At 36.6% G+C, this 18,589-nt stretch carries 18 protein-coding genes; 4 read left to right on the top strand and 14 right to left on the bottom strand.

Annotated features, from left to right (window positions below; all coding sequences use genetic code 11):
- Positions 1-5: 5 nt before the first annotated feature.
- A complete protein-coding gene (recD, locus tag A9G07_RS05480) occupies positions 6-1,856 on the top strand; it encodes an exodeoxyribonuclease V subunit alpha (RefSeq protein WP_065734339.1) in 1,851 nt (616 codons plus the stop codon).
- Between the two features lie 50 nt (positions 1,857-1,906).
- On the opposite strand, the gene A9G07_RS05485 is transcribed toward recD, so the two are convergent.
- The 12 genes from A9G07_RS05485 to trxB form a co-directional block, all read right to left on the bottom strand.
- Positions 1,907-2,632, bottom strand: a complete 726-nt coding sequence (locus A9G07_RS05485; protein WP_065562137.1) for an amino acid ABC transporter ATP-binding protein — start codon at positions 2,630-2,632, stop codon at positions 1,907-1,909.
- A complete protein-coding gene (locus tag A9G07_RS05490) occupies positions 2,629-3,330 on the bottom strand; it encodes an ABC transporter permease subunit (RefSeq protein WP_065562136.1) in 702 nt (233 codons plus the stop codon). The genes A9G07_RS05485 and A9G07_RS05490 overlap by 4 nt, the downstream gene beginning before the upstream one ends.
- A gap of 1 nt (position 3,331) precedes the next feature.
- Entirely contained in the window at positions 3,332-4,066 is a 735-nt protein-coding gene (locus A9G07_RS05495) for an amino acid ABC transporter permease (protein ID WP_065734340.1), read from the bottom strand.
- Positions 4,067-4,147: 81 nt separating this feature from the next.
- Positions 4,148-5,056, bottom strand: a complete 909-nt coding sequence (locus A9G07_RS05500; RefSeq protein WP_065734341.1) for a glutamate/aspartate ABC transporter substrate-binding protein — start codon at positions 5,054-5,056, stop codon at positions 4,148-4,150.
- A 226-nt stretch (positions 5,057-5,282) separates the two neighbouring features.
- On the bottom strand, positions 5,283-6,800 hold the full coding sequence (gene lnt, locus A9G07_RS05505; RefSeq protein WP_218060003.1) for an apolipoprotein N-acyltransferase: 1,518 nt from the start codon (positions 6,798-6,800) through the stop codon (positions 5,283-5,285).
- A gap of 10 nt (positions 6,801-6,810) precedes the next feature.
- Complete coding sequence (gene corC / locus A9G07_RS05510) at positions 6,811-7,677, bottom strand: CNNM family magnesium/cobalt transport protein CorC (RefSeq protein WP_065734343.1); 867 nt, start codon at positions 7,675-7,677, stop codon at positions 6,811-6,813.
- A gap of 77 nt (positions 7,678-7,754) precedes the next feature.
- Complete coding sequence (gene ybeY, locus A9G07_RS05515) at positions 7,755-8,213, bottom strand: rRNA maturation RNase YbeY (protein WP_065562131.1); 459 nt, start codon at positions 8,211-8,213, stop codon at positions 7,755-7,757.
- A gap of 13 nt (positions 8,214-8,226) precedes the next feature.
- The gene (gene rlmH, locus A9G07_RS05520; protein WP_065734344.1) at positions 8,227-8,697 is read right to left on the bottom strand and encodes a 23S rRNA (pseudouridine(1915)-N(3))-methyltransferase RlmH; all 471 of its coding nucleotides are present in this window, start codon (positions 8,695-8,697) and stop codon (positions 8,227-8,229) included.
- 4 nt (positions 8,698-8,701) lie between these two features.
- Positions 8,702-9,019: a ribosome silencing factor gene (gene rsfS, locus A9G07_RS05525; protein WP_065734345.1), complete on the bottom strand. Its 318-nt coding sequence runs from the start codon at positions 9,017-9,019 to the stop codon at positions 8,702-8,704.
- 157 nt (positions 9,020-9,176) lie between these two features.
- Positions 9,177-10,802, bottom strand: coding sequence for a heme ABC transporter ATP-binding protein/permease CydC (cydC, locus tag A9G07_RS05530; protein ID WP_065734346.1), 1,626 nt, complete (start codon positions 10,800-10,802; stop codon positions 9,177-9,179).
- A complete protein-coding gene (gene cydD / locus A9G07_RS05535; protein ID WP_065734347.1) occupies positions 10,796-12,529 on the bottom strand; it encodes a heme ABC transporter permease/ATP-binding protein CydD in 1,734 nt (577 codons plus the stop codon). Before cydD ends, cydC begins: the two co-directional genes overlap by 7 nt.
- Positions 12,520-13,479 (bottom strand): thioredoxin-disulfide reductase, encoded by a 960-nt coding sequence (gene trxB / locus A9G07_RS05540; protein WP_065734348.1) that lies wholly within the window; start codon positions 13,477-13,479, stop codon positions 12,520-12,522. Before trxB ends, cydD begins: the two co-directional genes overlap by 10 nt.
- A gap of 308 nt (positions 13,480-13,787) precedes the next feature.
- Here trxB and A9G07_RS11995 point away from each other — a divergent pair, with 308 nt between their 5' ends.
- A complete protein-coding gene (locus A9G07_RS11995; protein ID WP_176713953.1) occupies positions 13,788-13,949 on the top strand; it encodes a hypothetical protein in 162 nt (53 codons plus the stop codon).
- 52 nt (positions 13,950-14,001) lie between these two features.
- Here the strand turns inward: A9G07_RS11995 and A9G07_RS05545 are convergent, their stop codons facing one another.
- Both A9G07_RS05545 and A9G07_RS05550 read right to left on the bottom strand, forming a co-directional pair.
- Positions 14,002-14,655 carry an NAD(P)H-dependent oxidoreductase gene (locus tag A9G07_RS05545; protein ID WP_065734349.1) on the bottom strand — a complete coding sequence of 218 codons (654 nt, stop codon included), beginning with the start codon at positions 14,653-14,655 and terminating at the stop codon, positions 14,002-14,004.
- A gap of 8 nt (positions 14,656-14,663) precedes the next feature.
- A complete protein-coding gene (locus tag A9G07_RS05550) occupies positions 14,664-15,929 on the bottom strand; it encodes an AmpG family muropeptide MFS transporter (RefSeq protein ID WP_065734350.1) in 1,266 nt (421 codons plus the stop codon).
- Between the two features lie 236 nt (positions 15,930-16,165).
- Here A9G07_RS05550 and A9G07_RS05555 point away from each other — a divergent pair, with 236 nt between their 5' ends.
- Positions 16,166-17,167 carry a 2-hydroxyacid dehydrogenase gene (locus tag A9G07_RS05555; RefSeq protein WP_065734351.1) on the top strand — a complete coding sequence of 334 codons (1,002 nt, stop codon included), beginning with the start codon at positions 16,166-16,168 and terminating at the stop codon, positions 17,165-17,167.
- Positions 17,168-17,221: 54 nt separating this feature from the next.
- Complete coding sequence (mltB, locus tag A9G07_RS05560; RefSeq protein WP_065734352.1) at positions 17,222-18,295, top strand: lytic murein transglycosylase B; 1,074 nt, start codon at positions 17,222-17,224, stop codon at positions 18,293-18,295.
- The last annotated feature ends 294 nt before the right edge of the window (positions 18,296-18,589 follow it).

Below are 18,589 nucleotides of genomic sequence, written 5' to 3' on the forward strand. Positions count from 1 at the left end.
AAAGTATGTTAATTACATGGTTAGAACAATTTAAGCAAAATAGTCAGATCAGTTTATTAGATCTTCATTTGGCTCAATTTTTGGTTAATAAAATTGATTGTGAAGATGAAGTCATTGCTAAACGTTTTGCTTTTTTAGTTTTATCCTTAAGTATGGAAGTAAGAGCAGGGCACGTGTGCCTTGATCTTACTCGATTAGAAAATATTGAGCCACCAATCTGGTCAGAACTTAATTCACCGACGAATGACGATTGGGTTAATGTACTTAAGTTAGCGTCTAATAAACATGTTGTCAGTTTTGGAGATCAACTAGCACCTTTAGTTTTTATTGAAAACAAACTCTATTTTCAACGCATGTGGTTAGATGAACGTTTTGTTGCGCAATATTTCAATCAAACTCAATTGGATATTACGTCGAGCATCGACTTAAAAAAAATACTCGACCAACTCTTTACTCACAACAGTGCAAGTATTGACTGGCAAAAAATTGCTGTTGCTGTTGCATTAACACGAAAAGTTGCCATCATCTCTGGTGGACCGGGAACAGGTAAAACAACTACCGTAGCTAAAATTCTAGCTGGAATCGTATTAAACAACCCAGCAACACGAATCGTAGCAGCTGCGCCAACCGGCAAAGCTGCATCACGATTAACTGAATCATTAGGGCGAGCAATTGAACAGCTATCTTTTGAATCATTAAATATTAAAACCGAAGCGGTAACACTTCATCGACTATTGGGCGCAAAGACGGATAATCGCTCGTTTAGTTATAACAAGAACAATCAATTACATATCGATGTTCTTGTAATTGATGAAGCCTCAATGGTTGATCTCAATATGATGGCGAGAATTATTGAAGCCTTACCAACTTCTGCCCGATTAATTTTATTAGGTGACAAAGACCAACTTTCATCAGTTGAGGCCGGAGCGGTCTTTGGAGATTTATGTCACTTTATTTCAAATGGGTATAGCCAATCAAGAGCTGATGAGCTAAGCAAGTTAACCGGCTATACCATCCCAATCACGGATCAACCTGTAACAACAATCGCTGATAGCATCTGTTTACTGAAAAAAAGTTATCGATTTAACGAATCATCCGGTATTGGATTGTTAGCAAATGCAGTAAAAGAAGGGCAGTATCATAATGTTAAAAAGCTACTTGCTGATAATACATTACAAGATGTCAGTTATTATGAACTTTCATCAAATCAAACCTACCAAGCGCTTTTAGAAGACTGTGCTGAACACTATAAAGATTACTTAAATGCCATTAGACATCACGCCAATAATGATATCGCTACAGTTTTAGCTAAATTCGCTCAATGCCGTTTATTATGCGCTGTGCGTGAAGGAAAATTTGGCGTAGAAGGATTAAATAAACAAATTGAACTGCTACTAGCCAAACATAAATTGATCAAATTAAATCAACGTGAACAATGGTATATCGGTCGACCAGTTATGATTTTACGTAACAGCACATCGTTAGGTTTATACAACGGTGATATAGGAATTACACTAACAGCTGAACATGATAGTTCAAAATTGCGAGTCTATTTTCCATTTTCGGATGGAGTCATTAAAGGTTTTTCACCTTATCGACTACCTGAACATGAAACAGCCTATGCAATGACAATACACAAATCACAAGGTTCTGAATTTGATCATGTAAATATAATACTACCCACTGAATTCTCACTGTTACTTAATCGCTCTCTACTCTATACGGCAATCACTAGGGCGAAAAAGTCCGTATCCATTTACGCTGATGCCAAAATATTAGAGCGCGTGGTTAAAAGTCAAATAGATCGGGAAAGTGGATTAGTTGAGCAAATAGCAAATTATTCGCAAAAGAATTAAAGAAAAGATTAAGCAAGCACCAACTAATAATAGCTGGTGCTTTTTATATATTAATGGATGATCTTCGCTAAAAAGTCTTTAGCACGATCAGATTGTGGATTAGTAAAGAACTGTTCTTTAGAAGTATCTTCAATGATCTCACCGGCATCCATAAAAATAACGCGATGCGCAACTTTGCGAGCAAAGCCCATTTCATGGGTCACAACCATCATTGTCATCCCTTCATAGGCTAATTCAACCATAACGTCTAACACTTCGTTAACCATTTCTGGATCAAGTGCTGAAGTTGGTTCATCAAATAACATAACAATTGGATCCATACAAAGTGCACGAGCAATCGCAACACGTTGTTGTTGCCCACCAGAAAGTTGAGCAGGGAATTTATCGGCATGTGCTAACAAACCCACACGATCTAAAAGAGAAAGGGCTTTTTCACGTGCTTCTTCATTTGATCGGCCAAGCACTTTAACTTGAGCTAGTGTCAGATTCTTCAAAATTGTCAGATGTGGGAAAAGCTCAAAATGCTGAAACACCATACCCACTTTAGAACGTAGTTTTGCTAAATTAGTCGATGGATCAGTAATCTCAGTACCATCAATCGTAATTTTACCTTTCTGAATAGGCTCTAAACCATTAACGGTTTTAATTAATGTTGATTTACCAGAACCTGATGGTCCACAGACAACAACAACTTCGCCTTTACCTACTTTAGTAGTACAGTTTTTTAATACTTGAAATTTTCCGTACCATTTTGATACATTTTCTAAGGAGATCATCTACTTATCCCTTTCTTGAAATAATTAACTAAACGAGAAGCAGTATAACAAATTATAAAGTAACTTATTGCTGCAAAAATAATCATTGAATACTTAACTGTGCCACCTTGAACGACACCAATTTGTGTCACACTTGCACCAAATAAATCAATTAAACTCATCACATAAACTAACGATGTATCTTGGAACAAGATAATACCTTGGGTTAATAACAATGGTACCATTGATCTAAATGCTTGCGGTAATATTATCAAACGCATTGCCTGGCCTTTAGTCATACCCAACGCATAAGCGGCATGATACTGACCTTTAGCAACGGCATTAATACCAGCACGAATGATTTCTGAATAATAGGCTGCTTCAAATAAAGCAAACGCAATCATTGCTGAAACAACCCTAACATCAGCATATGGTGGCAAATTAAATACATGCTTAATAACTTGTGGTAATGCTAAATAGAACCATAACAACACTAATAGTAATGGAATGGAACGGAATAAATTGACATAACATTTAGCAAAAATATTTAAAATTTTATTATTTGATAAACGCATTAAAGCTAGCACAGTTCCCCAAATAATACCGAATACAACAGCGGTAAAGGTGATCTTAGTTGTTAGCCATAATCCAGATAACAATAAATGATAATTGTTTAAAACCAATGAAGGTATATCTGCAATCCAACTTAAAATTTGCATATTAACCTCCATGACTCATATTAGGTAAGCGTGTATGTTTTTCAACAAAACGCATAATCGTTAACACAGCATAGTTTATCAACATAAACGCAATGGTAACGCCACATAATATTTCAATAATACTATTAGTTGCATCATTAATACGATCGATTTGACCGATCAAATCAATAAGCCCAATGGTCGAAGCCACTGATGAGTTTTTAATGATGTTGGTCATTTCAGATGTTAATGGTGGAATAATACGACGATAAGCATTAGGTAATAAAACATACATATAAGCTTGTCGATTGGTTAAACCAAGCGCAATTGCCGCATAACGTTGGCCTTTAGGTAGAGTTTGAATACCTGTTCTGACTTGTTCTGCAATACGTGCAGAAGTAAACAAACCTAAAGCGATTGCCGCAGTAATAAATGCGCTGACATTAGGAGAAATGCCAGAAATAAACCATGTTTTTAAGCTACCAGATAAAATTTCTGGAAAAAGCATATACCACAAAAACATCTGAACAAGTAATGGGATATTACGGAAAAGCTGGATATAACCGGCAGCAAAGCTATTTAGAAATTTATTTTCTAAAGTTCTGCAAATCCCTACTAGTGATCCTAGTATGAATGCAATAATCCAAGCTGTTACTGCCAATGAAACGGTAACGATAATACCGTCAAAAAGCCAGTTTAAGTAAATTCCATCACCATAAGGGGTGGATTCAAAAAATAGTGTCCAATTGAAACTCATAATATATTTATTTCACTAAATTAGATTATGTACTAAATGCAAAAACATCTAGTACATTGGATTAGAAAGATATGAAAAGTATTAATCTAATGCTTTATCATTTGGATTTGCAAAAAGCTCAACCATTTTAGGTGAAATTTCAAGAGCCATATTCGCACCTTTAGGTGGAACAGGTTGAGTAAACCATTTGTTATAAGACTCTAATGCTTTACCAGATTTTTGTGCATCAGCAATAGTTTTATCCATCAATTGTTTAAATTGGGTATCGTCTTTTCTTAACATACAACCATACGATTCATAAGATAATGGCTCGCCAACAATTTTCCATTCAGCTGGATTAATAGCGCGTGAACGTTCACCAGCTAAAAGTGCATCATCCATTAGAAATGCAGCAGCACGGCCTGTTTCAAGGGCATTAAATGCATCACCATGATCTTTAGGCGTAATAATACGAATACCTAAATTGTCTTTATTATTAATTTGATTTAATCGGACTTCAGAGGTAGTACCCGCAGTAGTTACTACATTTTTACCTTTTAAATCTTCGATACTATTAATATTGCTGTCAGCTTTTACTAAGAATCGAGTACCAACAATAAAAATACTATCAGAAAAACTTACTGTCTTTTGACGCTCAAGATTATTAGTAGTAGAACCGCATTCAAAATCATAGGTATAGTTATTAAGTAATTGAATACGAGTTTTAGAAGTAACCGGTAAATATTTAACTTTAAGATCCGGCATATTCAACTCTTTTTTAACTGCATCAACAATTAAATTAGAATAATCTTGTGAATAGCCAATAACTTCTTGTTTTTCACCATAGTAGGAAAATGGAATAGAAGATTCACGATGACCAACAACAATCACACCACTATCTTTAATTTTGGCTAATGTACCACTTAATTCTTCAGCAACAGCGGCACCACTCATTAGTCCAAGCATTGCTAATGATAACACTAATTTGGTTAATTTTGTCTTTTTGTTCATACTCATCTCCTACTGTTTAATTTGTATCATATTAAATAAATTTAATATTTTTACAAAGGGCGTATATTATAACTTATTTTTCATCATAAAAGTACTTTTTACTGTATATTTATCGATTAAAAGGACAAGCTACAACCTAGGTTTATCTAGATTTTCACAAAAATTTAACTCAGACAATTTTTTGAATTTCAATAATATACAAGCAATATTTATGCCAAAAAATTGATTATCGACGTTTTTTTACAAAAAACAAAATAAATAGCAAAGAAAGAATAAGATAATAAGCTAGATCGCCAAATCTAGCATAAGGAGTCAAACCAACAGTTGGCGATAACTTATAATTTAAAACATTGGTTTGAAATTGCGGTAACTGCTCAATAATATAACCATGGTGGTCAATAATTGCTGTAATGCCAGTATTGGTACTACGAATCATTGGTCGACCAAACTCTAACGCTCTAGCTTGCGCCATTTGCAAATGTTGTTTTGGCCCAATACTATCACCAAACCAAGCATCATTCGAAATGGTCAATAAAAAATCTGTATCAGGTGCAAAATTCTTCCACATCAAATTCGATAAAATCACCTCATAACAAATTGCAGTAGTAAACTTAAATCCCTTCATTGTAAGCTGAGGTTGCTTTTCTGCTCCCTCTTGCATTGACGACATAGGAATATCAAGGATATCTGCAATAGGATCTAATAAAAATCTAAAAGGTGTAAATTCGCCAAAAGGTACCAAATGATGTTTTTGATATCGATTAGCATTAGGGTATTGATATGGCGTATTTTCGCCTAAAACCAGTAACGTATTATAAATATCTGGATTTGCATCATTATCTCCGATACGATAATCAATAATACCGACTGCAATTTCACTACCATTTGCTCGGGCTTCATTATCTAAAAACTGTAAATAAGGTTGCTGATTTATCTCGTAATCAGTAACACTGGCTTCTGACCAAATAATAATTTTATCTTTACCAAAATTCTTTTCGGTTAATGAAGCGTAGGTTTGTAAAGTGTTATCTAACTGCTCTCTGCTCCAACGTAGTGATTGTAAAATATTTCCTTGAATTAAGCTGAAATTAGCTGTCCGGGAATGATCAATGGTTGTCCAATTAACCAAATTGAGTGAAATTGGTGCAATAATGATCGCAAATAGTGCGATAATTGCACCATATGTGTGCTTTATAAAGGCTATTCGCCTGAAATTGTATAAACAATAAACACCCAATCCGCAACACATAGTTAAAAGTAACGTTACCCCATTAATTCCAACAATTGGGAAATAATTTCGTAAAGGGCTATCAAGTTGACTATAACCTAATTCTAACCAAGCGAATCCTGTTAAAATATAGCCTCGTAAAAATTCGGTAACTTGCCACAAAATTGGTGCCAGTAAAACCAATTGTTTTATTGAAAATTTAGGCGCAAAACGGTCACAGGCTCTCAATAACCAAGCAAATAGCATTGGATAGAGCGCTAAATAGCTAACTAACAGTCCCAAAATAATAATCGCAACTGATGTTGGCACTTCACCATATTGTTTAATACTGATATAAACCCAGTGAACACCAGCTAAAAAGTAGCCAATACCCCAACTAAAGCCAACTAGCATAGCTTGCTTTTTCGTTTTATCAGCGACTAACCATAAAAGCCCAGCAAAAGACACAAAGGCAATTGGCCAAAAATGGAAGGGCGCGTAACTAAATACGGCGATGGCGCCTAAAAAAAGGCTCAATAGAATTTGCTTAAGCATTTTGCTCTAAATTAGGAACAACTGCATCTTCAGGGATTGTGACATGCAATTGAATAATTCGTCTACGGTCAACAATGGTTACCTTAAATTGATAGCCATCAATAGTAATCGTCTCGCCACGAATTGGTAAACGCCCAAAATGTTGCATCACCAAACCGCCGATAGTATCCATCTCCTCATCACTAAAAGAGGTGCCAAAGATCTCATTAAAATCTTCAACTGGCGTAAGGGCACGAACGGAATACATAGTTGGTGATAAACGACGAATATCCCGATCTTCAACCTCATCGTATTCATCCTCAATATCGCCAACAATAAGTTCTAAAATATCCTCGATAGTCACTAAACCTGAAACGCCACCAAACTCATCAATGGCCATTGCCATATGATAGCGCTGCATACGAAACTCTTTTAACATATGATCAACGCGTTTACTTTCAGGAACAACAACAGTCGGTCTAAGGATCTTCTTCAAGTCAAAATCATTAACACCTTGTCGAATATAAATAAGTAAATCCTTAGCTAAAAGTACTCCCTCAATATGGTCTCTATCTTCACTAATAACCGGGTAGCGTGAATGACCGTGTTCAGAAATAATATCTAAACATTCATCAAGGGAAAAATTATCTTTGATTGTTACAATTTGAGAGCGGGGGATCATGATATCGCGAACGCGCTGATCAGCTATATCCATTACACCTTCGATCATATCAAGGGTATCTGGATCAATAAGTTCGTTTTCTTCTGCTTCACGAATCACTTCAATAAGTTCATCTTTATCTTTTGGTTCTGAATTGAATAACTGACTTAACCATAATGTAAACCCTTTTTTGGGTCTCCGGTGATTATCATCACTCATTTGCTCTCTTCCTTTCATATATCAAATGTATTTTGAGTTATAATTTTATATTAAACAGACTATTAAAAATTAGTCATCTAATCAATTAATAAATAAGGATTATCAAATCCTAACTGTGCCATTATATCGATTTCGATATTTTCCATTTCTTCGGCTTCTTCGTCAAGAATATGATCATATCCTAATAAATGCAAACAGCCATGCACAATCATATGCGCCCAATGTGACGTTAACGACTTATGTTGCTCAATTGCTTCCGCTTCAACCACTTGCTTACAAATCACCAAATCGCCAAGTAATGGAACATCAATTTCAACCGGCGATTCAAACGGAAACGACAAAACATTGGTTGGCTTATCTTTATTGCGATAAGTATGATTAAGGTGTTGACTCTCTTCCTTATCAACAATCCGAATAGTGATCTCAGCATTCTCCACAAACTGCGGTAAAATTACCTCTAACCACTGCATAATTTGTTGCTCACTTGGCAGATTATCTTGTTGCTCGGTGGCAATTTGCAAATCTAAAATATTCATTCAAATACCCAACTTATTCACGATGATAAGGATGATTAGCCGTTAAACTCCAAGCTCGGTAAAGGCTTTCGGACACAATTACTCGAACTAGTGGATGCGGTAGTGTTAAAGGTGAAAGCGACCAACTCTGCTCAGCGGCAGCCTTACAAGCAGGGGATAATCCCTCAGGGCCACCAATTAACAAACTCACATCACGGCCATCCGTTTTCCAACGTTCAAGTTGCTTAGCTAAATCATGAGTCGTATAAGGTTTACCAGGAATATCAAGCGTCACGATGCGATTACCTTTACTACAAGAAGCCAGCATCTGCTCGCCTTCTTTATCCAAAATTCGCGCAATATCGGCATTTTTAGTCCGTTTTCCTGCGGGAATTTCAATAAGCTCTAAAGGCATATCTTTGGGGAATCGAGATTGGTAGTCAACAAAAGCCGTGGTCACCCAATTAGGCATCTTGTTGCCAACAGCAATAAGCTGTAGTTTCACGTAACTAACTCCAAAGCTTCTCGAGTTCGTATAATTGTCGGCTCTCTTCTTGCATTATATGAACGATCACCGAATCCATATCAACGACTACCCAATCCGCATCATTTTGGCCTTCACTGCCTAATACCACATGTCCTTGCTTTTTAGCTTCATCAAGTAGATGCCCTGCAATTGACGAAACATGACGATTTGAAGTTCCAGTACAAATAATCATATAGTCGGTGATACTTGACTTACCACGCACATCAAGGGTAACAATATCCTTGCCTTTTAAATCATCAATTTTATCAATAATAAAGTCTTGTAATGATTGTTGCAAAATATACTCTCTACTAATATATATAAAGCGCTAGTATAGCATATTTTTTCAAAATCGCCTTGAAAATAGCACATCTCAACCAGTACAAATCAAAAAAAGTGAGGAGCGCACTTTTTAAAATAAAAAAAGTTGAGGAACGGGGTTTTTGACACCCCAAATCTTACAACTCAACCACCTGATCAAACAATGGATTATCCGTTAATCTATGTGTAACCATCAGCAGAGTTTTATCGTATTTTTTGATAAGTTCAATTATCTGCAGTTCAGTTTGTTGGTCAAGACTTTCGGTAGGCTCATCCATCAACATTAATGGCGAATTATGTAGTAATGCCCGAGCAATACCGATACGTCGAGTTTCACCACCAGATAATGATCTTCCTCCTTGCCCTAATGGCAAATCTAAACCCTGATCGGTTGAGATCAATTTGGAAAGCCCAACTTGATGTAAAATATCCATTAACTGTTGATCAGAAGCGTTTGGATTACCGATTAACAAATTTTGTCTAAGCGAGTCACTAAAAATAGTAATTACTTGAGGAACCACAGCAATCGCCTGACGTAAAGTTGGCTCGTCAAGTTGATTAATCGGTATATCGTTGATAAAGATATTACCTGAAGTGGGTTCCCACGCGCGCGTGACTAAATTAAGTAATGTGGATTTGCCACAACCGGTTTTACCAATTAAGCCAATATGTTTACCGGCTTCAACTGTTAATGAAAAATGGCTTAAAACTGCAAAAGGTTGATTTGGGTAGCTAAAGCAAACATCTTCAAACCGCAGTTTTGCGGTAGTCAATTCTATCGAACTGCCTTGCTCGACAAACTGGATATCTGGTGTTTGATCAAATAAAGCGGTTGTTCGTTTGGCTGACGCTAATACTTGCCCTAAAAAGATAAATGCAGTAGGGATTGGTGCTAAAATTTCACTACTAGCAAGGCAGACAAACACAAATAGGGCAACTAAAGGCGATAATGTATATTGAGTGATAAGCCAAAGCACTAACAAAGTCAAAAAGCCAGCAATTAATACCACAAGAGCGCTCGAGAGAGCCATTAAAGTAGACTGCTTTTGTTGATGATAAAGCCAATCTGATTCAAGTTTGTCGAGTTTTGAGCGATAACGATCTTGCGCATTAAATAAAGTCAGTTCAGCTTGGCCTTGTAGATAATTAACCAACAATGCGCGATACTCACTTTGCTGTTTAGCCAGTATTTCGCCTAATTGTTTACCTGCATAATAAAAGATCACCGGTATAGCAAGTATAGTAGTAGTTAGTACCATGCTGATAATTAATGCAATAGGAAAGTTGATATAACTTAATCCGACAAACAAGAGCACAATAATTACCAGTGCCGTTACAATAGGTGAAAAGAGTTTTAGATAGAGATGATCAAGGGCATCAATATCCACAATAAAACGATTAAGAAGATCGGCTTTTTGATATTGGGATAATTGGTTAGCGCTTAAAGGAAGAATCTTCTTAAATGCTAATGTTCTTAAATACGCTAATATTTTAAAGGTGGTATTGTGATCAACCAAACGCTCAGCATAACGGGATGCCGTTCGCATAATGGCAGCAGCCCTTACGCCCGCGGCAGGTAACATATAATTAAACGTATATAAACCCGCCACACCGACTACCGCGGTAGAAGCTAAAAACCATCCAGATAAAGAAAGTAAAAAAACACTGGCAAATAATGTAAGAATAGCTAAACCTAATCCAATAACAATTTGCCAAAAGTAGTGCTTATAAAGTGCAATATAGGGACGTAATAGCGCTAGCATAAGCTCTCCTTGATGGCGTTAAGTTGACCCTTCGACAATTTCCATACCTGATCAAATTCATGCATATCATCATGTTGATGAGTGATAGTGATACTATTTGTCGCAATATCATAGGGTGCCAACTGCTGAACTGTCTGCTTATCTAAACTTGCGGTCGGTTCATCAAGTATCAGTAATTGGCAAGGTTTCAGCATTGCTCTAGCAAGGGCGATGCGCTGAGCTTGTCCGACTGATAATCTAACCGCATCTTCACCAACTTGGGTATTGACGCCTTCTGGTAATTGAGCAATAACATCAGATAATTGCGCTTTTGCAATAACCTCGTCAATTTCATTGGCGCTCGCCATGGGTTTACCCAGTAGAATATTTTCACGAATCGAACCATTAATCAAATAAGGATTTTGCCCAATCCAACTGATTTGATGTTGCCAACTTACTAAATCAAGCTGATTAAATTCAATCCCATTAATTTTTAGCGAACCCTGATAAGGTAAAAAGCCAAGCAATACTTGCATAATAGAACTTTTACCTTCACCACTAGTACCAATTAACGCTAATTTAAATGGCGCTTGTAATGAAAAGCTAAGCGGGCCAACGATAGGCAGACCTTCGTTAGATAACACGATAAGATCTTTCGCTTCAATTGTTTTTAAAACATTTATTTCAGAAGGAATGGTTGATGATGATTGATTAGACTCATTTTTTTTCTCAACGCTATCAAGTGGCAATTTTTTATTTAAAAAAGTTTCAATATTATCAGCTGCGGCAATGGCTTCTGCTTTGGCATGATAATAGACGCCCAAATCACGTAGCGGTTGAAAATATTCAGGTGCTAAAATCAAGGCAAAAAAACCAGCAAATAACGTGACTGTGCCATTATAAGCACCAAAATCAAACTCCCCTAAATACGAAAAACCAAAATAGACCGCCACAATTGCAATCGAAATCGACGTAAAAAATTCCAAAACCGCTGATGACAAAAACGCCATCTTTAATACTTGCATCGTTTTAATTCGAAAATCTTCAGACGCCTTGGCAATTTGCTCGGTTTGCTGTTTGCCTTGATTAAATAAGCGAATAGTACTCAGTCCTTTAAGGCGATCTAAAAAGTGCCCACTTAAATAAGAGAGTGCTTTAAAATGACGACGATTAATATCCGCGGCTCCCATTCCCACTAAAATCATAAAAATAGGAATTAGCGGAGCAGTACAAAGCAAAATCACGGCCGCGGCCCAGTTAAAAGGGAAAATAGCAATACAAATTAATATCGGCACCATACTTGCCAGGCGCATTTGCGGTAAATATCGAGCAAAAAAATCATGCAAATTATCGACCTGCTCAATAACTAAGGTACTCCAAGCTCCTGTAGTACTTTGACTTAAATATGCAGGACCAAACAATTCAAACTGATCGATAATTTTTTGCCGAATTTGTTGGCGGATTTTTTGGCCTAAAGCAAAGTTAATCTTTTCACGAAAGTAAATAAGCAAGCCACGCGCCAATAGGATGACAACTAAAGATAAAAAATAAGGGAAAACGGTGGTAAAAGGAGTCTGATCGATGATCAACTTCTGCAAAATAATCGCCAATAAAGCAGCTTGGCCGATCATTAATAGACTCAACAAAAAACCGAATAAAACTGAAGCACGCAAATCTGGTTTATGCATTTTTGTGTGCTGTTTTAACCAGCTAAGTAAATAATTTTGACGTTTTTTATCTAGTGACATTTTAATTTATCTAAATAATGTTCAGCATCTAAGGCAGCCATACAGCCTGTTCCTGCAGAGGTAATGGCTTGTCGATAAATATGATCCATAACATCGCCCGCAGCAAAAATTCCTTCTACGCTAGTTTGTGTTGCATTACCTTCAGTACCTGATTTCACCTTGATATAACCATTATCAAGTTCAAGTTGGCCTTCAAAAATTGCGGTATTGGGTTTATGACCAATAGCAATAAATACCCCCATTACTGATAACTCTTCGGTTAGATCAGAATCGATAGTACTTCGTAATCTTACACCGGTTACGCCCATATTATCGCCAAGAATTTCATCGACGATTTGATGAGTATGCAAAATGACTTTACCTTCTTGCACTTTTTCAGCTAAACGATTCATTAAGATTTTTTCAGCCCTAAAACTATCGCGACGGTGGATTAAATGGACTTCACTGGCAATATTAGCCAAATAAAGGGTCTCTTCAATCGCAGTATTACCGCCACCAACAACAGCCACTTTCTGATTACGATAAAAGAAACCGTCACATGTAGCACAGGCTGACACACCTTTGCTTTTAAAGGCTTCTTCAGAAGGCAACCCGAGATATTGTGCGGAGGCACCAGTTGCAATGATTAACGCATCACAACTATATTCCGTATCGCTACCAAATAGTTTGAAGGGCTTTTGGCTAAAATCAACGCTATCGATATGATCGATAATAATTTCGGTATCAAATCGTTCGGCATGTTGTTGCATTTTCACCATAAGTTCAGGACCCGTTAATTCTGGATTTGCTGCTGGCCAGTTTTCGATCTCGGTCGTGGTGGTAAGTTGTCCACCTTGCTGAGTGCCAGTTATTAATACTGGAGAGAGATTTGCTCGCGCAGCATAAACCGCTGCGGTATAGCCAGCAGGGCCTGACCCTAAAATTAATAAACGGGCATGTTTGGTTTTCATTTTGTATCCTTCCTATTATTCTGGCTAAATAAAATATGATTAGCGCAATTTATAGATGATAAGTCTAACATTATCAACTATTTTCTTGTAAAAAAAATGTTTATTACAGCAATAGGTGAAGGTGATAAATAACACGGAGTAACGTTACTTTTCCTTATATTATCAAATTGTTAAATTAATTTATGTTTTTAACAAATTGATTTTATTTATTTAAAGTTTTTATAAGTTTTAAATAAATAATTATTACTGTTTTAATAATTAGACGATAACGCCTTCACTCGAAATACGACAAGCCGCCATTCAAAAAAATGGAAATGCTATCGGCTAAAACTACGTGGGTAAAAGAAATTTTAAACTCAACTCAGCAGAATATTAACGATCCAAAAATCGCAAATATATTATTGGGTGTTGAATTTATTTTAGATTCACTATTAGCAGATGCGCAAACGCTTAATAACACGTTTGAATAATTGTTAAAAAAAGAGTTAATGCCGCCAGTTGGCGACATAAGACTAATAGCAATTAAGATAAGAAAGTGGTGACATCTTCAAGTGACCAACGAATATGAGGTGGTTGCTCATCAATACGATAACCAAACGCTAAACACAGCCCAACACCAAATACCTCACGACTAAATGTTGGAATATGTTTTTCTAAAATATTAATCACCTTATCATATTGGAATCCGCCAAGCGCACAAGAATCTATACCATGATAAGCCGCTGTGGTCATCATATTTGCAGCAGCAATATAACCTTGCATTTCTGACCAGCTATCAGCATTTAAACCTTCTCGTAAACCATAAGCAATATAGTTAAGAAAATCTTGGCTAGCTTTATCAATTGCCGTTTGATCGTTCTGATCTGGCAATGTTCTTCCTATAGCTTGACGTAAATATGGACTTTGCAAAGTAAAATTATTCGCTTTACGGTAAAGTAAAATCACAAAATGTGAACAGCTAGTAACTTGTTCTTGGTCATAACAAGCAGCACGCAATTCAGCTTTGATATCTGCATTATCGACAACGACAAAATGCCAAGGCTCAAAACCAAACGAAGAAGGCGATAAACGACCAGCGTCTAAAATAATTTCAACATCGCTATGACTAATCTTTTTTGATTCATCAAACCGTTTACAAGCATGTCTAAACTCCAAAGCTAACGATAGTTTGTCCATAATGTCTCCTAAGATTTCTTATTCCATGGTGCCACTTTCAACAGTAACACCATGCCGGGTATTGCTAATAGCGTACATAAACCAAAAAAGTTGGTCCATCCTAAATATTCAACCATAATTCCTGTTGTTGAATTAATCAATGTTCGAGGAATAGAAGCGATACTGCTAAATAACGCAAACTGTGTTGCAGTATATAATGGATTCGTGGTTTTGGCTATAAAAGCAACAAAAGCTGCCGAACCAAGACCAACCCCCAATGATTCAACACTGATCACTATGGCTAACATTATTTTTTCACTGACACCAATATCATTAAAAGGGCCTTCAATTGATAACCAGGCAAAACCTAAAATAGAAAAGACTTGAACAAAACCAAAGTACCATAAAGCACGATTAATCCCTATTTTTATCATCAAAATGCCGCCCATAATCCCGCCTAATATCCCTGGCCATAATTGCGCATTTTTAGCGATCAAACCAATGTCTGGTAGGCTGAATCCCATTTTCATATAAAAAGTAGTCGCTAACGATGTCGCCATGCTATCGCCTAACTTATATAAAAATATAAAGGCCAAAATGATCATCGCGGATTTAACGCCTTTTCTTTTAATAAATTCTAAAAAAGGATTGATAATAATATCTTCAAAATTATGGGATTTTGGTATTGGTTTATTAATTGGCTCTTTTATCAACAAGGTAATAATTATCACGGGCAACATAAATAGCGCCGTGACCATAAAAACGCTACTCCAAGGTAAAAAATGAGATAAGATTAGCGATAATGAACCGGGCACCAAACTGGCAAGACGATAAACGTTAATATGAATACTGTTCCCTAATCCAAGTTCAGTATCAGAAAGAATTTCTTGGCGAAATGCATCTAAAGCGATATCTTGCGTGGCTGAAAACAGCGCAATAATGAAACAGAGTGTAGCAATAATCCAAATATTCAGAGTCGGTGAAAAACACCCCAATATAGCAATAAAAAAGAGCAATATTATTTGCGTCAGAAACATCCATCCCCGTCGACGCCCCATCCCAAACAGTGAAATATTGTCCATAAATGGCGCCCAAACAAATTTAAAAATATAGGGCAGTTGGGTTAATGAAAATGCACCAATAGCTTTTATATTCAGCCCTTCACTGGTTAACCAAGCAGGTAAAAGTTGAATTAACAAATAAAAAGGAAGACCGGAAGCCAAACCAGTAAAAATACAAATAAGCATTTTAGTGGAAAAGATAGTCCTAAGAAGAGAAACTTGTTTTTTATTCATTAGTTAACATTATCGGTCAGTTATATAGCAAAGTGCTATCATAGCATATTAATAAAAAAAATAATTGCTAAAGCTAACATAAAGCGTTTTACTATACAGGTTAATTTTTAACTCAACTTTCAAAAGTAAGCATTTAATCAACATTCGCCAAAAAAATATCAAGTAAACAATGCGTTTCAATCATCACTAAAACTTAAAAGATGCATTAATTAAACGCCTATAAGGGGGATTGCAGTATGAAAGAAACAGTCAAAGTCGCTGTTTTTAGCAGTAAGCATTACGACAAAGAACATCTCGAAATCGCCAACAAACACTTTGGTTTTGATATCGAATATTATGAGCATAAATTAAGCCATAAAACGGTTGTCACTGCGCAAGGTTATGATGCTGTTTGTGTATTTGTTAATGACGAAGTTGATAAAATAGTTCTACAAAAATTAGCCCATTATGGTATTAAAATCTTAGCATTACGCTGTGCGGGTTTTGATAATGTTGATCTCGATGAAGCAAAAAAATTAGGGATCACCGTTGTTCGTGTGCCAGCTTATTCTCCTGAAGCGGTGGCTGAACATGCGGTTGCATTGATGATGACACTAAACCGCAGAACCCACAAAGCTTACCAACGTACTCGCGACGCTAACTTCTCGTTAGACGGCTTAACCGGTTTTAACATGCATAATCGTACAGCAGGTGTGATTGGAACGGGTAAAATTGGCCAAGCAGTGATCCGCATCTTAAAAGGATTCGGCATGAATATCCTTGCTTATGATCCTTATCCAAATGATATCGCTGTTGAATTAGGTGCACAATATGTTCAATTAGACGAACTCTATGCCAAATCAGATGTTATCACCTTACATTGCCCAATGTCTCCTGAAAATTATCATCTACTAAATAAAGAGTCATTCAACAAAATGAAAAATGGTGTGATGATTATCAACACAAGCCGAGGTGGTTTATTGGATGCAACCGCTGCAATTGAAGCGTTAAAACAGACCAAAATCGGTGCACTAGGTATGGATGTTTATGAAAACGAACGAGACCTATTTTTCGAAGATAAATCTAATGATGTCATATTAGATGACGTATTCCGTCGATTATCAGCCTGCCATAACGTGATTTTTACTGGTCATCAAGCGTTTTTAACCCAAGAAGCACTATTAAATATCTCTGACACAACCTTAAATAATATAGCGCAAATAGCAGCAGGAAAAGAGTGTCAAAATATTGTTAAATAACAATAAATAATTTAATATGTCGCCGTTTTTTAACTAAATGAATATGGATGATTTATGCAACGTATCGTTATTTGTGTCATGATGGTTTTATGGCTCACTGCTTGTTCGAGTGGGGGATCATCGAAATCGCCAATGCAGCAGCATCGAGGACATTCGAATGTAAAGGGTGGCGTTTATCTAGAAAAACAACACGAAGAACCAAAAGCCAATAGTGCCCCTTTATCGGTCGATAAAGAAAAATTCATCACAATGATGGTAAATAAACATGGCTTTAATCGCCAACAACTTCGCAATGTTTTAGAACAAACCAACAAACTTGATTGGGTTATTGGTTTAATGGACAAACAAGCGCCAAAATCAGGAACGTCAAACGTACCTAATGGTGCATGGATTCGTTATAAAAATAAATTCATCACCCCAGGTAACTTACCTAAAGGTGTCGAATTTTGGAATAAATATGACAAAGATCTACAACGTGCTTACAAAGAGTACGGTGTACCACCTGAAATTATCGTCGGAATTATAGGCGTTGAAACCGGGTGGGGAAGAGTAATGGGCAAAACCAAAATTATCGACGCATTATCAACCCTAGCATTTTATTACCCAAGACGATCACAATACTTTGCTAAGGAACTTGAAGACTTCTTAATTATGTGTCGTGATGAAGGTGTTGATCCGTTTGATTTAAATGGATCATTTGCAGGAGCAATGGGCTACGGACAATTTATGCCATCAGCCTTTAGAAATCATGCTATCGACTTCAACCATGACGGTCATACCGACTTATGGGATCCGGTTGATGCAATCGGCAGTGTAGCAAACTATTTCAAAGCTCACGGCTGGCAACGAAACAAAAAAGTCGCAGTGGTTGCTGATGGTCAAGCGATCGAACTCGATACAGGCTTTAGCACCAAATATACGATTGAACATCTAGCTAAAGCAGGATTAAAACCAAAAAGCTCAATCGACGGTCATAAAGAAGTCAGCTTATTACGTTTAGACATGGGGGATAGTTACCAATTTTGGTATGGACTACCGAACTTCTACGTCATCACCCGCTACAACCATAGCACACATTATGCAATGGCAGTATGGCAATTGGGATTAGCCGTTAAACAAGCTAGATAAAATTAACCTTAAAAGCAAAAGGTCGCAGTTGCGACCTTTTTTATTAATCCTAATAAACTCTCTAAAAAGTTGAGGAACGGGGTTTTTGGGGTTCTAAATTCTGTTTTGAAATATTGTCCCAAACAAATAATTCCGCTTTAACTGTGGCGCTTTTTAGTAACCCTGTTTTTCCATCAAAAAAAGTTGAGGAGCGGGGTTTTTGGGGTTCTAAATTCTGTTTTGAAATATTGTCCCAAATAAATAATTCTGCTTAAACTATGGCGCTTTTTAGAAACCCTTTTTCCCACCAAAAAA

This window comes from Gilliamella sp. wkB72, from assembly GCF_001693745.1.
Lineage (GTDB): Bacteria > Pseudomonadota > Gammaproteobacteria > Enterobacterales > Orbaceae > Gilliamella > Gilliamella apicola_E.

Bases quoted from the DNA above. Each gene is read 5' to 3' on its own strand.
- recD (WP_065734339.1), top strand. From the start codon at position 6: ATGTTAATTACATGGTTAGAACAATTTAAGCAAAATAGTCAGATCAGT.
- A9G07_RS05485 (WP_065562137.1), bottom strand. From the start codon at position 2,632: ATGATCTCCTTAGAAAATGTATCAAAATGGTACGGAAAATTTCAAGTA.
- A9G07_RS05490 (WP_065562136.1), bottom strand. From the start codon at position 3,330: ATGCAAATTTTAAGTTGGATTGCAGATATACCTTCATTGGTTTTAAAC.
- A9G07_RS05495 (WP_065734340.1), bottom strand. From the start codon at position 4,066: ATGAGTTTCAATTGGACACTATTTTTTGAATCCACCCCTTATGGTGAT.
- A9G07_RS05500 (WP_065734341.1), bottom strand. From the start codon at position 5,056: ATGAACAAAAAGACAAAATTAACCAAATTAGTGTTATCATTAGCAATG.
- corC (WP_065734343.1), bottom strand. From the start codon at position 7,677: ATGAGTGATGATAATCACCGGAGACCCAAAAAAGGGTTTACATTATGG.
- ybeY (WP_065562131.1), bottom strand. From the start codon at position 8,213: ATGAATATTTTAGATTTGCAAATTGCCACCGAGCAACAAGATAATCTG.
- cydC (WP_065734346.1), bottom strand. From the start codon at position 10,802: ATGCTAGCGCTATTACGTCCCTATATTGCACTTTATAAGCACTACTTT.
- cydD (WP_065734347.1), bottom strand. From the start codon at position 12,529: ATGTCACTAGATAAAAAACGTCAAAATTATTTACTTAGCTGGTTAAAA.
- trxB (WP_065734348.1), bottom strand. From the start codon at position 13,479: ATGAAAACCAAACATGCCCGTTTATTAATTTTAGGGTCAGGCCCTGCT.
- A9G07_RS11995 (WP_176713953.1), top strand. From the start codon at position 13,788: ATGGAAATGCTATCGGCTAAAACTACGTGGGTAAAAGAAATTTTAAAC.
- A9G07_RS05545 (WP_065734349.1), bottom strand. From the start codon at position 14,655: ATGGACAAACTATCGTTAGCTTTGGAGTTTAGACATGCTTGTAAACGG.
- A9G07_RS05550 (WP_065734350.1), bottom strand. From the start codon at position 15,929: ATGAATAAAAAACAAGTTTCTCTTCTTAGGACTATCTTTTCCACTAAA.
- A9G07_RS05555 (WP_065734351.1), top strand. From the start codon at position 16,166: ATGAAAGAAACAGTCAAAGTCGCTGTTTTTAGCAGTAAGCATTACGAC.
- mltB (WP_065734352.1), top strand. From the start codon at position 17,222: ATGCAACGTATCGTTATTTGTGTCATGATGGTTTTATGGCTCACTGCT.